The sequence below is a fragment of the Mesorhizobium sp. G2-6-1 genome (genome assembly GCF_055809095.1).
This window is the reverse complement of the sequence record NZ_CM147896.1, coordinates 2,813,569-2,827,309: the sequence shown is the minus strand read 5'-3', so window position 1 is coordinate 2,827,309 and position 13,741 is coordinate 2,813,569. Positions and strand designations below refer to the sequence as shown.

The window sequence follows — 13,741 nt, the reverse complement described above, 5'->3', positions numbered from 1 at the left end:
CTCTCCCGCCCGCCTACAGTTCGACGCCTTGGCGACGTGCCATGATCGCAGTGATACGTTCTGTGAGCATGCCCTTGAGCAAGATCACGATAAGGCCGACGATTGCGTACCAGATCGCCACCTTGATGTGATATCCGGCTACAACCGCGCCATTTTTCTCAAGTTCAAGAAGCGCAACCAGAATACCACCCCAGACGAAATACTCACCCGGATTGATGTGGGGAAACAGCCCCAGTGGCGGATGCACGTATGAAACGGCCGCGTCATAGAAAGCTGGCTTGTGCTTTTCTTCCAGGAACGACCCGAACGTATAGGCCATCGGGTTGGTCAGGAAGAATACGGCCAAAAGCGGAAGCAAGGTGTAGCGCGTCAGTGCAATCCTGCCGGCACCACGCGCCAGACCATGTACGCGTTCTTCACCAACCAGTTCTGTGACAGCGTAGAATGCCGTCATCAAAACGACAAGCGTCGGGATGATGCCGACGACAAAGCCGGCGAAGACTTCGCCACCCTTCTGGAATATGCCGATAAAATACTTGCCGATAGCCGTCAGCCAGCCAAGCTGTTCTTCTGGTTTTACTTCACTCAATTTCTCCCTGAACTGATCAACGGTCATATTGCCGCTGTCCGCTTGTGCGAGAACGACCAGATGGTCGGCCCCATGTTCGACGGCGAGTTTGCCGTGCAATGCAGCATCCGAGACCATGGAACCTGCGACATGCAGGTTCTGCACAGCCATGTCAGCATGCTGCGCCAACATTGAAATTACAGACATTTCTCCTCCTTATGCCGCGTTTGCCGATAAATCCCAGCCGGCGTACGGCGCCCTCTATGCGCTTGCTGCACTCAAACCGGATTTGCCCGGCTGCTTCGCTGGCTCCGACCGCGTCCGATCGATCTGCTCGATCGCCCGCTTTACGGCCTCGGCCACACCGGGTTCCCCCTCCCCCATGATTGCAGGATTGGACCGGATCTCATCGAGGGCCACGCCCTCAAATTTTTCATGTCGCTTGAATTTGGTGAAAACTGAACGGCCGGTCATGGTCATGATCCGCCGTACAACAAGGTCCGGCGTCACCACGAGAAGAGCTATGGTCCCCTTCTTGAAGCGGCCGCGAAAATTACCGGCTCCGACAAAGCCGTCACTGTACTTTTCCGTGACGCCCTTGAAGACATCCGAGTAATGACGCATCTGGAGCCACACCCCGAAGGACTGGACACCCCAGGCGATTGCCATAAGCAACAATGCCCATTGCCAAATTGCCATAAGGCCCTTCCTCCCAAGCCTTTGTCAGTCACACGCCGAGCGGCGCAACATGCTTAATTAGAGAACATTTGTTTTCTCAACTGTCAATATGTATGATTCTAACAGTGTGATATTACCCGGCCTGCCAACGTGCTAGGCTTGGACCTGAAGAGGATATGCCGATGGACATGAGGTTCAAGGATGAGTTGGCCTCGATGCCTGATCTGCGCCATCGTTTGCGACGATTACGCTGGTTTCGCGCCACTTTTCGCGCCAATGCCAAAGCGGTGTCCTCAGCCTATGGCCTGCGTTTCCAGATTGATGACGCCAGCCTGACCCGTGCATTCCTTGACTGGATAGAGATCGTCGAGAAACAAAAGCGTTTTGCCGATGTGGATCGCGCCGACTTCATTGTTTTCGCTGCAGGCCTGGTTTTACGCGAACTGATTCGGCAAAATCCGGCAAAGGTCGTGACAACCTCACCGGATCGGAGTTCCATGGCCTCATTGGAAAAAGGTTCGGAAATCGTCGATTTCTGGCCCGAGGGGTTTCTCTATACCAACTACTGTGTTTCCGCCGTCTCAGCGATTCATGAGCAGGAGTTCGGCACCGCACCAGCGATAGACAAATGCGCCGACGATTTGCGCACATGGTGGTCTTACCGCGAAAACGTCGCGGAAATGCCAGCCTATGCGGTAGCGTTCCTCGACCGTTTCCTTGGCAGCGAACCAAACTGGATCGCCCCTGATCAAGCCGCATCACGCCATGCAATCCAGAAAATATTGCAATCCCCTCCACCAGCAATTTCAGGTGAAAATGCGTCGCCGCATTAATACCAACCCGCACGTCTATTGAACATTTCGCTTTATACCGATAGCGATGTACAAAATTTGCGAATTGAACGTGGAGTAATAAGTGCGGGGATCAAAGCTCATCATTTTCGATTGCGACGGGGTTCTGGTGGACAGCGAGCCATTGGCCGCGCGCGCCTATGAGCGGGTTTACGAAAAGCACGGCATGAGCGGGGTCGGTGCCGACATCATTGCCCAATGCATCGGCATGAAGCAATCGGACATCATCGAACGCATCAAGGAATTGACCGGCCATCAATTTCCCGAGCACGCTGGCGACGACATCTGGGCAGAAACGAAAATCCTTTTCTCCGAGGAACTTTCGCCAACACTTGGTCTTGGTGAATTTCTCTCACAACTGCGAACCGAGCGTTGCGTCGCATCCTCTTCTTCAGTCGAACGTATCCATCACAGCCTTGATGTAACCGGCATGGCGGCATTTTTTGGCAGCGCGATCTTCTCGTCTTCCATGGTCAAGCGCGGCAAACCGGCACCCGATATTTTTCTCTTTGCCGCCGAAAAGATGAAAGCCGACCCCACAAACTGCATCGTTATCGAAGACTCGCCCTTCGGTATCGAAGGTGCGGTAGCTGCCGACATGAAAGCTCTTGGCTACACAGGCGGCAGCCACAGCTACACCGGGCATGGTGAAAAACTGACCTCATGCGGCGCGACAGCGACATGCGCCAACTGGAACGAAGTCGGCGTTCAATTGAAAAAGTTGGGTTTTGTGCGCTGAAACCCCTGCCCGGCAAGGGCGTCGCGCTTCGATCAGGGCTGTGCAAGCGAGTTGACAAAGCCGTCTTTCAACCGCGTCTCTCCAAACCAGTTGAGCCGGTTGATCGTGACGAAACCATCATCGAGAACCGCGTTTTCATCGCCAATGCTGGTCGAATGAGCACGCCCCCGCGGAAACGCGATCACCGTGCGGTCTCCATCGCTTTCCAGCACATCCGCACTGCGCCCGATCTTGTCTCGTCCGATACGAGGTTGACGAACCGCCGCGGGCAAAGTGGATGGCAGATTGACGCTCAGCCAATGACCTTCCCGTGCCCAGTCGGCCCGCCCATCCCACAAGGATGAAATCAGGCCACCAAGCCACACCTCATCCCCGGACGTATAAGCCGGGTTCTTCACACGGGAAAACCCGATGGCCGGAACGCCCCAGAACGTTGCTTCACGAGCAATGCCAAGCGTGCCGGAATAAGCGAGATCCTCGGCCACGTTGCGACCGTCATTGACACCCGAAAGCACGAGATCGGGTTTGCGCTCATTCGCAAACAGCCACGCCATTGCAGCGATAACGCAATCGGCGGGCCTGCCCGAACAAGAAAAACGCTGCTCATCCTTGCGTTGCATCGTGATCGGCGTCGCCATCGTCAGTGAGGGACCGGCTGCCGTATGTTTGACCTCCGGTGCAACCACCCAGACATCGTCGCTCACTGTTTTCGCAGCATCAACGAGACGGGCAATGCCGGGAGCATCAATACCGTCATCGTTGGAAATCAGGATGCGCATACGGGTTTTCCTTGTGAGACGGCCAGACTGTCGCCAGTGCGATACCCGTCATTCAGCGCCGAAATATGCGCGCCAAGATCGGCTAGGTCGCGTGCCTCGCATGAATGTCCCAACGCCATCGGGCAACCGGCCGTTTCCCAGATATCGACATTGCCCGAAACAGTCGGATGTGTTGGCATCCTGATCCATTCCGCGCGGCCCGCAGCGTGGAGTATCTGTCCCGGCGTCCCTGAGGGCAAATGTCCGGTAAGAAGGATTGGCATCCCCGCTGCATCGGCCAGCGGCAACAGGCGAGAGGAAGGCCCGGCCCTGCCCATCCCATCATCAACCAGCAACGGACATGATGGCAAAGGCTCCGCGTCTGTCCAATCGATCGCCACGCCCAGTCTTTGGCGAAGCATCTCCGCAACACCCGGCAAAAGTGCCGCACCCGCATCGATCTGCGCTTCGAGTGAGGCTCGCATGTCTGCATGAATAGCGAAAGTGCCGGGTATTGCCGCGATCAACTCCAACGAACGGCCGGACAATGGTGTGGGCAAAAGACAACCGTTCTTCTGCAATGATATCCAATCCGCAATGGCCTTGGCACGCGCCGGACCGGGCACTGGGTCGGCCCCATAGGAAGCATCGAGAATCAGAATATCGCACTGGGGAATTGGGTCCATTACAAAGACATTGCTGTCTGGCACCACGTCCGCCGAATAAACCAACCGGCTCTCGCCGTCATCGACCGCAAACCAGACACCGCCAACGACATGACCGGAACGCCCGGTCCTGACCGTCAGCCCGCCAACTTCCAGAACGGCACCCGGTTCAAAAATTTCAACACGCCCTTGCGGAAACGGAAAGGCCCGCAAAAGGTCTGCATCGGCATAGGCTTCCAGCGTCGCTGGCGCTTCATCCCGGGTTTCGGCTGTCATCAATATTCGCCCGCGAAAGCCTTTTGATAACAGCCAGTTGAGAGCGCCCACATGGTCTTCATGCGCGTGTGAAATCAAAAGCGCATCAATCTCATCAGCCGCCACGTTCAATACCGGATAATATTCAGCCCCGGAAGCGCCGACCTTGATGCCGGCATCCAGCATGACATGCTTGCCTTCGTGGTTCACCACCACACTGGTTCGGCCCTTTTCGCCGAAGCCACCGGCGAGATCGACCTGCATTGTCATGCTGCCGCCTCAGCCGGAATCAGCCAGCCCGACTTGATGTGCAAACGGACCCGCGCGCCATTTTCGAACGGCAATGGTTCGGGGTGCTCGAAATGAAGATCAAGATCAGGTGCAGATACCGGCGAGAACTCGACCCGCACCGTACCGCCTTTATAAACCGCGCGCTTGACAAGGCAGTCAAAGCCCGCAGCATCGGCCGCCGCCACTTCTATATCAGACGAACGGATGCAAATCTTTGCGTTGGAGCGCGGCTGTTCACCTGGTCGGCAGCGCACTTCGAGGTCTTGCCCCAACACTTCGACATGAATGCGCCCGGTTGCTTCTTCGCTTTGTACAGTGGCAGGCAAAACGATGCCCTGGGCAATGAATGACGCAACCATTTCGTTGGCTGGTTCACGATAGAGTTCACGCGGCGAAGCAAGTTGCGCCAACCGCCCCTGATCCATGACAGCGATACGATCCGCCAGCGCCATGGCTTCGGCCTGATCATGTGTGATGTAAACGATGGTTGTGCCGGTTCGCTTGTGAAACGCCGCGAACTCATCCTCCATGGAGGCGCGAAGATGCACATCGAGATTGGCCAGCGGCTCATCGAACAGGACAAGCGACGGTGTGGCAACCAGACAGCGCGCCAACGCGACACGTTGGCGTTGGCCACCGGAAAGATTTGCCGGACGACGATCCGCCAGTCCCTCAAGATTGACCAATGCCAATGCATCAGCAATTTTTTGCCGGGCGAGCGCCTTGTCCACCTTGGCCACTTTCAGCGAATAGCCGACATTTTCCGCTACCGTCATATGCGGCCACAGCGCATAATTCTGGAAGACAATGCCAACGCGCCTCTTTTCCGGCGGCACATTGCCGTTGCTGTCTGATACCGTCGCATCGCCAATGCGAATTTCGCCGCCGGTAACCTTCTCAAAGCCGGCAACAAGCCTCAGTAAAGTTGTCTTGCCGCAACCCGAGGGGCCCAGAACGGCGAGAAATTCACCGTCCTTGACTTCGATAGACACGTCCTTGACGGCATCGAAATTCCCGAACGTCTTGGAGACATTGCTTATCGTCAGTCCCGCCATGGCAGCACTCCACTTGGAAGATAGGGGGCAAGCAGATTGGTCATCAGCATCAGCGTAAACGTGATCGCCACGGTGATTGCCGACATTGCCGCCGCATAATTGGAATCGCCACCCTGCTCGAAGGAAAACATCACCACGCCAATGGTTTCCGATCCCGACGCCCAGAGCAGCGCCGACACTGTAAGTTCGCTCAGTGCCGTCATGAAAATCAGCAGGCCGCCTGCAATGGCAGCAGGCGCGACGAGCGGGAAAACAATGGTTCTAAGCCGCACGAATAGCCCCGCACCAGCAACCTGCGCAGCTTCTTCCAACGCTCGGTCAATCTGGTGATAGCCGCTTACTGTCGGACGCAAGGCCAGCACGAGAAAGCGGGCGAGATAGGCGTAGAGGATGATCCAGACCGTGTTGTAGAGCTGGATGCCGGTAAACGGGATTGGCCGCAGGAACAGGAGCAGCGAAGCAATCGCCAGAACGACACCGGGCAAGGCATAGGGCAACTCGACCGACAGGTTGAGCAGGCGAACCCACTTCTGCTTGCCCCAGGCAATCAGATAACCAACCGGCACAGCCACCAGAACGGCAAACAATGCCGCAACAATCGAAAGGCAGAAACTGTTGAAGAACGCGCGCTTGGCTGCATCATGCTCGAACAAAACAAAACGGTAATTATCGAGCGTCGCAGTCGCAGAATTCAGCGGAATGCCGTAGCCCGGAACCAGTGAGGTCAGTGCCAAGCCGAACAAGGGCAGAATGAGGATCGCCGTTATCAATGTCCACATGCCGACTTGCACCGGTACGCGCCAACGACCAAGCTCATAGGGTTCGGCTGCCAGAGAAGTCGAACTGATGCGGTAATCGCGACGTCGGCTCATCACCTCCTGTGCCATGATACCGGCCATCGCGATGATCCCGATCAGTACCGACAGGAACGCCGCCTCGCCAAGAACCGCCGGGCCGCCACCGGCAAGCCGCTGATAGATGAGTGTTGGCAAAACCAGATAATTGGCCGGAATGCCGAGAAAAGCCGGAATGCCGAAATTGCCGACGCATGAGACGAATGCAAGCGCGGCTGCCGCCATGATCGACGGTGTCATCAATGGCAACACAATCGTGCGCAGCACCGTGAACCATCCCGCCCCACCGGAGCGCGCCGCCTCAACCAACTCACGCGGCAGCTTGCGCAAACCCGCCCTGACAAGCAAAAACACCAGCGGACCGTATTGCACGCCAAGCAGCAGGATAATGCCCTCGGTCGAATAGAGCGGATTGCGCGTACCAAGCGGCGGCGCCATGCCCAGCAGCCTGAGAAACGGGCTTGCCGGGCCGAACAATTGCAGCCATGCGAGGGCCGTCACCTGCGGCGCGATCATCAGCGGCATGACATAGCACAGCACCAGCGCGCCACGTCCGCGAACATCGGTGAGCGTCACCAGCAGCGCCACCAGCGTGCCGAAAAACACCGCCAGAATGGTGCCCCCGATCCCCACGACAAGCGTATGACCGGTCGCAATCCAAGTTGCAGAGCTTGTTACCCCGGCGCGGATTGCCGCGTCTGAAATCACCCCGCCCGGTGCCACGATCTCTTTGAGAAGACGTAGCATAGGCAGCAGCGAAAGCAGCACTATGACAACGGCTACCGCCGCCGTCAGGACCAGTTCCTGACCCCGACTTTCCTTCACGCTCGCACGCATTGTTGGGTTCCTGAAAGGGCTAAACCTGCAAATCCGAAGATCGCCGTACAATCACACAAAAGGGCCGGAAACTGGAATATTTTCCGGCCCTTTGATGGGTAGAGTGTCTCAGCCGCCGAACAGTTCGGAGAACTTCGCCTTGTTGGCGTCGGTAGTTTCGACAATGGCCTTGGTGTCGAACGACATGACCTTGACATTGACGCCTTCGGGCAACCAGTCAGGACGACCGACCGAAGCCTTGGCCGGAAGATAGCCCATTTCCAGTGCGAGTTTCTGGCCCTCATCCGACAAGATGAAATCGACGAACGCCTTGGCGTCTTCGACATTCTTGGCCGTCTTGAGAATGGCAACAGGCTCAGTCACCGCGGGTACGCCTTCCGATGGGAAAACGAACTCGATGGGCGAACCCTTTTTCTTGGCATTCATGGCCATGAAATCGACGAGGATACCGTAAGGCTTTTCACCGCTGGCGACCGATTTCAACACCGCGCCATTGCCACGCACACTGATGGTGTTGTTTTCCTTCAGCTTCTCGAAGAAGCCCCAACCATAGTCGGGATCGCCCGTGAACCCGGAGAGAAGATAGGCCGCCGCACCCGAATAGAGCGGATTGGGCATGACCAGACCATCCTTGTATTCAGGCTTGGCAAGATCGGCCCAATGTTCGGGCTTTTCCGCCGCAGCCGTATTGTAGGCAATGCCGGTCGTGATCAGCTTGGAACCGAAATAGGTCTTGTCCTTGTCGTAGGCGCTTTCGTCGATGCCATCCAGATTGACCCCTGGATAAGGCATTAGCCGATCGTCCTTCTTCAAAAGCTCCATGCTGACAGCATCGGCGATGAGGAGCACGTCCGGTTGCGGGCTACCGGCAGCAAATTCGGCCGCAAGCTTGGTCATGATATCGCTGGTGCCCGAGCGATAGATATTTACATCGACATCCGGATGCACCTTCTTGAAGGCATCCACGGTTTTCGCAGCGTCCGCTTCCGGTTGTGACGTATAAAGTGTCAGCGATTCGGCACTGGCTGACCCAGCAAAAACCAATGCAGCGAGTGCTATCTGGCTTGCCAGCAACTTGATGAAATGAGTCTTCATGGGACCTCCTGATCCATTTGCGCGTAACGGCACCCAACCATTGCGGCCCGGCACTGCTACTCCTCCCTGCACGGCGCATATGACCTGTATATGACAGCGTGCCTGTTCACATAAGACATGTTCATTTGTTTGTTGTCAAATACAAATGAACAAAACTACAATGAGAAAGTCGTCACACCGGCAAACTACCATAGCGATGCCGGAAGCGGGCGAAAAAGGAGGGATCGGAAATGGCAAACGACAGGCACCAAAAACCAAGGCCGCGCCCGCCCATGGTATCCTCCGATCTCAATGTAAAGACGGCGTGGCTCTACTATGTCGAAGGCCTGACCCAGGAGCAAATTGCAGCCAGGCTTGATGTCAGCCGCGTCAAGGTCATGCGCACGCTTGCCGCATGCACTTCGGAAGGCATCGTCATCACCACCATCAACGCAGAAACGGCCGCCCAGATAGCGCTTGAACGCGCCCTGGAGACACGCTGGAGCCTTGACGCTGCAGTGGTCGTGCCAACGCCATCGGATGCGCAGCATCTTGAAGAGGCGATTGGTCATGCGGTGGCGCTCTATCTGGGCGAACAGATGCAAGATAACATGACGCTGGCCATTGGTGGCGGCGCGACACTTCATGCCTCACTAGCGTTTTTGGCGCGTCGGCCACTCAAAAGCGCGTCCGTAATCGGCCTCGTCGGCGGTCTGCCGCATTCACAGTGGATCAATCCGTCGATCGTCGCAGCCAAGGTCGCCGATGTCTTTGGTGCTGATAGCTATCAAATCACCGCACCGGTAGTCCTGCACGATCCATCCTTGCGCGAATTTCTCTGGCGACAACCTGAACTGGTCGACGTTCGCAACAGGGCGGCCAATGCTGACATCGCACTTCTCACGGTGGGAGAAATCACGCCCACCGCCACGATCTTCAGTCACTCCATTGTCGCGCCTTCGCTGATCCCATCGCTAAAAGCCAAGGGCGCGGTAGCGAACATGCTGTCCTATTTCATCGGAGCCGACGGCCAACTGGTCGATCACGAAGTGAATGAACGTGTCATGGCCATTGGTCTCGATGTCGTCAGCACCATTCCCAATGTCGTGCTGGCCGCGGGCGGCAAACAAAAAATCGCGGCAATCCATGCAGCCTTGAAAGCCGTCGAAGCCAACGTCCTGATTACCGACAGTGAAACCGCAGCCGCGCTATTGGAACCTCTATAGGGTTCAGATCAGCCCGCGCTCACGCAGGAAATCGTCGATGCCGACATGCGTCATTTCCTCGAATTCGGCAATGGCTTCCGCCATCCGCTTGCGCTGGCTTGCCAGCAGCGTGAAGACCTGGCGCATCTCGCCGGAAACGCCAAACCGGCCCCACCGCTCCGCAATATGAGTTGGCAACCCGATATCCGCGCAAAATGCCTCCAGATTTTCATAGCCAAGTTCGCGAATGAACATTTCGGTATCCTGCGCGGTCATGCGCGGCTCGAATGCGTGATCGTGCAGCCTTTGTGCGACCAGCCTGATATCGGCAGGCGAAGCGCCCATCACCTTGGACACGAGGTTCCTGACTTCCGTTGGACCGAATGCCGGCATTCTGACCTCCTTGCGCATATACAAATGCGCCATGTCGATTTCGTCACTTACCCATGATGGAGCGAAGTCGCGCAACTGGCAACGGACATTTCATCGCGGGTTTACACCAGCATTGCCATGGGGTTTTCGATCAGCCGCTTGAAGGCGCCGATGAGTTCGGCTCCAAGTGCCCCGTCAACGGCCCGATGATCCGTGGAAAGCGTCACCGACATCACCGTAGCGATTTTGATCTCGCCGTCCTTGACCACTGCGCGCGGCTCACCTGCCCCGACCGCAAGGATCGTCGCATGGGGTGGATTGATCACCGCAGCAAAATCCTTGATGCCGAACATGCCAAGATTGGAAACCGCCGTCGTGCCGCCCTGATACTCTTCCGGCTTCAACTTGCGGCTTTTCGCCCGGCTGGCCATATCCTTCATCTCGTTGGAAATCGTAGACAGTGACTTTTCCTCCGCCCTGCGCACGATCGGCGTAATCAGCCCGCCGGGGATCGACACCGCAACCCCGACATCGGCGTGCTTGTGCTTGACCATGGCGCTTTCGGTCCATGACGCATTGGCGTCCGGCACCGCAACAAGCGCCAGCGCCATGGCCTTGATGATCATGTCATTGACCGAGAGCTTGTAGGCTGGCGTCTCGCCCTTTTCGGTCTTCTTCATCGGTGCCGCATCATTCAACTGCTTGCGCAAGGCCAACAGCGCATCCAGTTCGCAATCGAGCGTCAGGTAGAAGTGCGGGATCGTCGATTTTGCCTCGACCAGACGCTTGGCGATGGTCTTGCGCATATTGTCATGCGCAACCAGTTCGTAAGATCCTTCCTCGAACAGGCGCAGCACCGACGCATCGGAGACCGGAGCAGGATGCAAACCGACATTGCCATTGCCGATCTCCCCACCTGAGGGGAGATGCCCGGCAGAGCAGAGGGGGTGATTTGCCACCACCGGCAACCGCTGCCTCCACATCGGCCTTCACAACACGCCCATGCGGGCCAGTGCCCGAAATCGAAGAGATCGCGATCCCCGCTTCGCGGGCCAGTCTGCGGGCCAGCGGCGTAGCGCGAACATTTCCCGATTGTCCGGTTTCGCCCGCAGAGCCCGCGCCTTCCGCTCGCCCAGATGAATCCGCGCCCGAATCCCGCTCTTTCACACCGTCGGTTTTGCCAACCGCGTCTGCCTGCACCGGCGACACGTCTTCCTTGGCGGCAGGAATCGAAGCCTTGTCCGGCACATCTCCAGCATCTTCGCCATCGGCATAAATCCAGGCGACAACTTCACCAACGGCAATATCGACGCCTTCCTTGCCAACAATATTGCGAACAATACCGCTAGTTGGCGAATCGATCTCCATCGCTGCCTTGTCTGTCTCGATCTCGAACAGCACGTCGCCCTGTTTCACGACAGCGCCTTCCTCGACGAACCAGCGTGAAATCTGTCCGGTCGCCATGTCCATGTCGACCTTGGGAAGAATAACCTCGGTCGCCATGATCTAGCGTTTCCCTCTTATCAGGTCGCGAGCAGCTTCAATGATGCCGGGCACCTGTGGCACGGTCGCCTTTTCCAGGTCTGGGTTGTAGGGAATCGGCGTCTCCGCCCCGCCCAGCCGCACGATCGGCGCATCGAGATAATCAAAGGCTTCGCTCTCCGCTATCATCGCGCTGATCTCTGCGCCGATACCCAGCGTTTTCACCGCCTCATAGACACACAATAGCCGTGAGGTTTTCTTGACACTCTCTATCACCGTTGCCTTGTCGATGGGCCGGATAGTCCTGAGGTCGATAACCTCGATGTCGAGTCCCTCAGTCTGCAACGTCTCTGCTGCCTCAAGCGCCTTATGGACCATGATCGACGTAGCAACGATGGTCAGGTCGCTTCCCTCTCGGCGTATCTCGGCTTTGCCAATAGGAACGGTATAATGACCTTCCGGAACCGGCCCCTTCATCTTGTAGAGCAATTTGTGTTCGAATATCATCACAGGGTCGGGGTCGGCAACGGCGGCCAACAACATGCCCTTGGCATCATGCGGCGTTGCCGGCTGGATGACTTTCAGGCCGGGTACATGGGCAAGCCAAGCCTCAAGGCTTTGGCTGTGCTGGGCAGCAGCACCGGTACCCGAACCCGCCGGAAAACGCATCACCACAGGTACCGAAACCTCGCCACCCAGCATGAAACGCATCTTTGCCGCCTGATTGACGATTTGCTCCATGCCAAGCGTCGCAAAGTCCGAGAATTGAAACTCGAAAATCGGCCGCATACCGGTCATGGCAGCACCAACCGCCACGCCTGCACCACCAAGTTCGGAAATCGGCGTATCCATCACCCGATCCGTGCCGAATCGCTCCACCAGATCGCCGGTCACCTGAAATGCGCCGCCATAGACGCCTATATCCTCGCCCATTAAAAACACCCGCTCATCGGCTTCCATGGCAATCCCCATGGCTTCCTGTATGGCTTGGGCGTAACTCAGTTCGCGCACGGCAACATCCATCACGCGGCCTCCGTGTAGACAAAGCTGCCAAGATCCCCGATCTCGGGCGCGGGGCTTTCCTTGGCAAACTCGATGCCTTGGGCGATTTCCTGCTTTACCGCGTCACGAACCGCATCAATTCCAGCGTCGTCAATGATGCCGAAGTCCTTCAACTCGGTCTCGAACAGCATGATCGGGTCGCGGTTCGACATCCAGTCCTCGATCTCTTCCTTGGTCCGGTAGCGGTTTCGGTCGCTTTTGGAATGACCACGATAGCGATAAGTTTTGGATTCGATCAGTGTCGGCCCCTCGCCTGCGCGCGCACGCTCGATGGCCTTTTGCGAAGCTTCTGCAACTTCCGAAAAGATATTGCCGTTGACGATGACGCCCGGCATCGAATAGCCCGCAGCCCGCTCGGCGATATTCTTCACCGCGGTCGAGCGCTCGGTTGAAGTCGACATGCCATAGCCGTTGTTTTCGCAAACGAAAATAACCGGCAACTTCCATATCGAGGCCATATTGAGGGATTCGTGAAAAGCCCCTTCATTATTGGCGCCATCGCCAAAAAATGACACGACCACCTTGCCGGTCTTCATCCTTTTGGCCGTCAGCGCAGCACCGACCGCAATCGGAATGCCGCCGGCAACGATGCCGTTCGCGCCAAGATTTCCCTTGGCCACGTCGGCAATATGCATCGAACCGCCACGGCCTTTGCAATAGCCGGTCGTCTTGCCGAAAAACTCGGCGAACATTCTTTTGACATCCGCCCCTTTTGCAATGCAGTGACCGTGGCCGCGATGCGTCGAGGTGATCTGGTCGTCTTCCGCCAAAGGCATGCAAATGCCGAGCGCACTGGCCTCCTGCCCGATGGACAGATGCATGGTGCCGTGAATGAGACCGCGCGTATAGCAGTCTTCGGCACCTTCCTCGAAGCGCCGGATGAGATACATCTTGCGCAACACGTCTTTCAATTGTGCAGGCGTATATTGCTGATAGGCAAACGGCATATTGGTCGAAGCGGCCTTTTCAGCCGTAGATTTCCTGGATACCGCCAT

13 protein-coding genes and 1 pseudogene are annotated in these 13,741 nt (G+C 56.9%); 3 read left to right on the top strand and 11 right to left on the bottom strand.

The features are described from left to right. Window positions 1-13 precede the first annotated feature (13 nt). The gene (srlA, locus tag AC0L7S_RS13610; protein ID WP_473471551.1) at window positions 14-775 is read right to left on the bottom strand and encodes a PTS glucitol/sorbitol transporter subunit IIC; all 762 of its coding nucleotides are present in this window, start codon (window positions 773-775) and stop codon (window positions 14-16) included. Window positions 776-829: 54 nt separating this feature from the next. Next, complete coding sequence (locus AC0L7S_RS13605) at window positions 830-1,267, bottom strand: transcriptional regulator GutM (RefSeq protein WP_473471550.1); 438 nt, start codon at window positions 1,265-1,267, stop codon at window positions 830-832. A gap of 161 nt (window positions 1,268-1,428) precedes the next feature. Between AC0L7S_RS13605 and AC0L7S_RS13600 the strand changes: the two genes are divergently transcribed. Both AC0L7S_RS13600 and AC0L7S_RS13595 read left to right on the top strand, forming a co-directional pair. Next, the gene (locus AC0L7S_RS13600; protein WP_473471549.1) at window positions 1,429-2,079 is read left to right on the top strand and encodes a hypothetical protein; all 651 of its coding nucleotides are present in this window, start codon (window positions 1,429-1,431) and stop codon (window positions 2,077-2,079) included. Between the two features lie 82 nt (window positions 2,080-2,161). Continuing rightward, on the top strand, window positions 2,162-2,836 hold the full coding sequence (locus tag AC0L7S_RS13595; protein WP_473471548.1) for an HAD family hydrolase: 675 nt from the start codon (window positions 2,162-2,164) through the stop codon (window positions 2,834-2,836). 32 nt (window positions 2,837-2,868) lie between these two features. Here AC0L7S_RS13595 and AC0L7S_RS13590 read toward each other — a convergent pair whose 3' ends face one another. The 5 genes from AC0L7S_RS13590 to AC0L7S_RS13570 form a co-directional block, all read right to left on the bottom strand. Continuing rightward, window positions 2,869-3,615, bottom strand: a complete 747-nt coding sequence (locus AC0L7S_RS13590) for a 5'/3'-nucleotidase SurE (RefSeq protein WP_473471547.1) — start codon at window positions 3,613-3,615, stop codon at window positions 2,869-2,871. Continuing rightward, window positions 3,603-4,784 (bottom strand): MBL fold metallo-hydrolase, encoded by a 1,182-nt coding sequence (locus AC0L7S_RS13585; RefSeq protein ID WP_473471546.1) that lies wholly within the window; start codon window positions 4,782-4,784, stop codon window positions 3,603-3,605. The genes AC0L7S_RS13590 and AC0L7S_RS13585 overlap by 13 nt, the downstream gene beginning before the upstream one ends. Further along, a complete protein-coding gene (locus tag AC0L7S_RS13580; RefSeq protein ID WP_473471545.1) occupies window positions 4,781-5,860 on the bottom strand; it encodes an ABC transporter ATP-binding protein in 1,080 nt (359 codons plus the stop codon). Before AC0L7S_RS13580 ends, AC0L7S_RS13585 begins: the two co-directional genes overlap by 4 nt. Continuing rightward, window positions 5,848-7,551, bottom strand: coding sequence for an ABC transporter permease (locus tag AC0L7S_RS13575; RefSeq protein WP_473471544.1), 1,704 nt, complete (start codon window positions 7,549-7,551; stop codon window positions 5,848-5,850). The genes AC0L7S_RS13580 and AC0L7S_RS13575 overlap by 13 nt, the downstream gene beginning before the upstream one ends. Window positions 7,552-7,659: 108 nt before the next feature. Further along, window positions 7,660-8,646 carry an ABC transporter substrate-binding protein gene (locus AC0L7S_RS13570; protein ID WP_473471543.1) on the bottom strand — a complete coding sequence of 329 codons (987 nt, stop codon included), beginning with the start codon at window positions 8,644-8,646 and terminating at the stop codon, window positions 7,660-7,662. A 230-nt stretch (window positions 8,647-8,876) separates the two neighbouring features. Here AC0L7S_RS13570 and AC0L7S_RS13565 point away from each other — a divergent pair, with 230 nt between their 5' ends. After that, window positions 8,877-9,851, top strand: a complete 975-nt coding sequence (locus tag AC0L7S_RS13565; RefSeq protein ID WP_473471542.1) for a sugar-binding transcriptional regulator — start codon at window positions 8,877-8,879, stop codon at window positions 9,849-9,851. Window positions 9,852-9,854: 3 nt separating this feature from the next. On the opposite strand, the gene AC0L7S_RS13560 is transcribed toward AC0L7S_RS13565, so the two are convergent. From AC0L7S_RS13560 to AC0L7S_RS13545, 4 genes and pseudogenes are all read right to left on the bottom strand, one after another. Next, window positions 9,855-10,223 carry a hypothetical protein gene (locus AC0L7S_RS13560; RefSeq protein ID WP_473471541.1) on the bottom strand — a complete coding sequence of 123 codons (369 nt, stop codon included), beginning with the start codon at window positions 10,221-10,223 and terminating at the stop codon, window positions 9,855-9,857. Between the two features lie 101 nt (window positions 10,224-10,324). After that, window positions 10,325-11,705, bottom strand: a pseudogene (locus AC0L7S_RS13555) (pyruvate dehydrogenase complex dihydrolipoamide acetyltransferase). 3 nt (window positions 11,706-11,708) lie between these two features. After that, window positions 11,709-12,707 carry an alpha-ketoacid dehydrogenase subunit beta gene (locus tag AC0L7S_RS13550; RefSeq protein ID WP_473471540.1) on the bottom strand — a complete coding sequence of 333 codons (999 nt, stop codon included), beginning with the start codon at window positions 12,705-12,707 and terminating at the stop codon, window positions 11,709-11,711. Further along, window positions 12,707-13,741 (bottom strand): thiamine pyrophosphate-dependent dehydrogenase E1 component subunit alpha, encoded by a 1,035-nt coding sequence (locus AC0L7S_RS13545; protein ID WP_473471539.1) that lies wholly within the window; start codon window positions 13,739-13,741, stop codon window positions 12,707-12,709. The genes AC0L7S_RS13550 and AC0L7S_RS13545 overlap by 1 nt, the downstream gene beginning before the upstream one ends.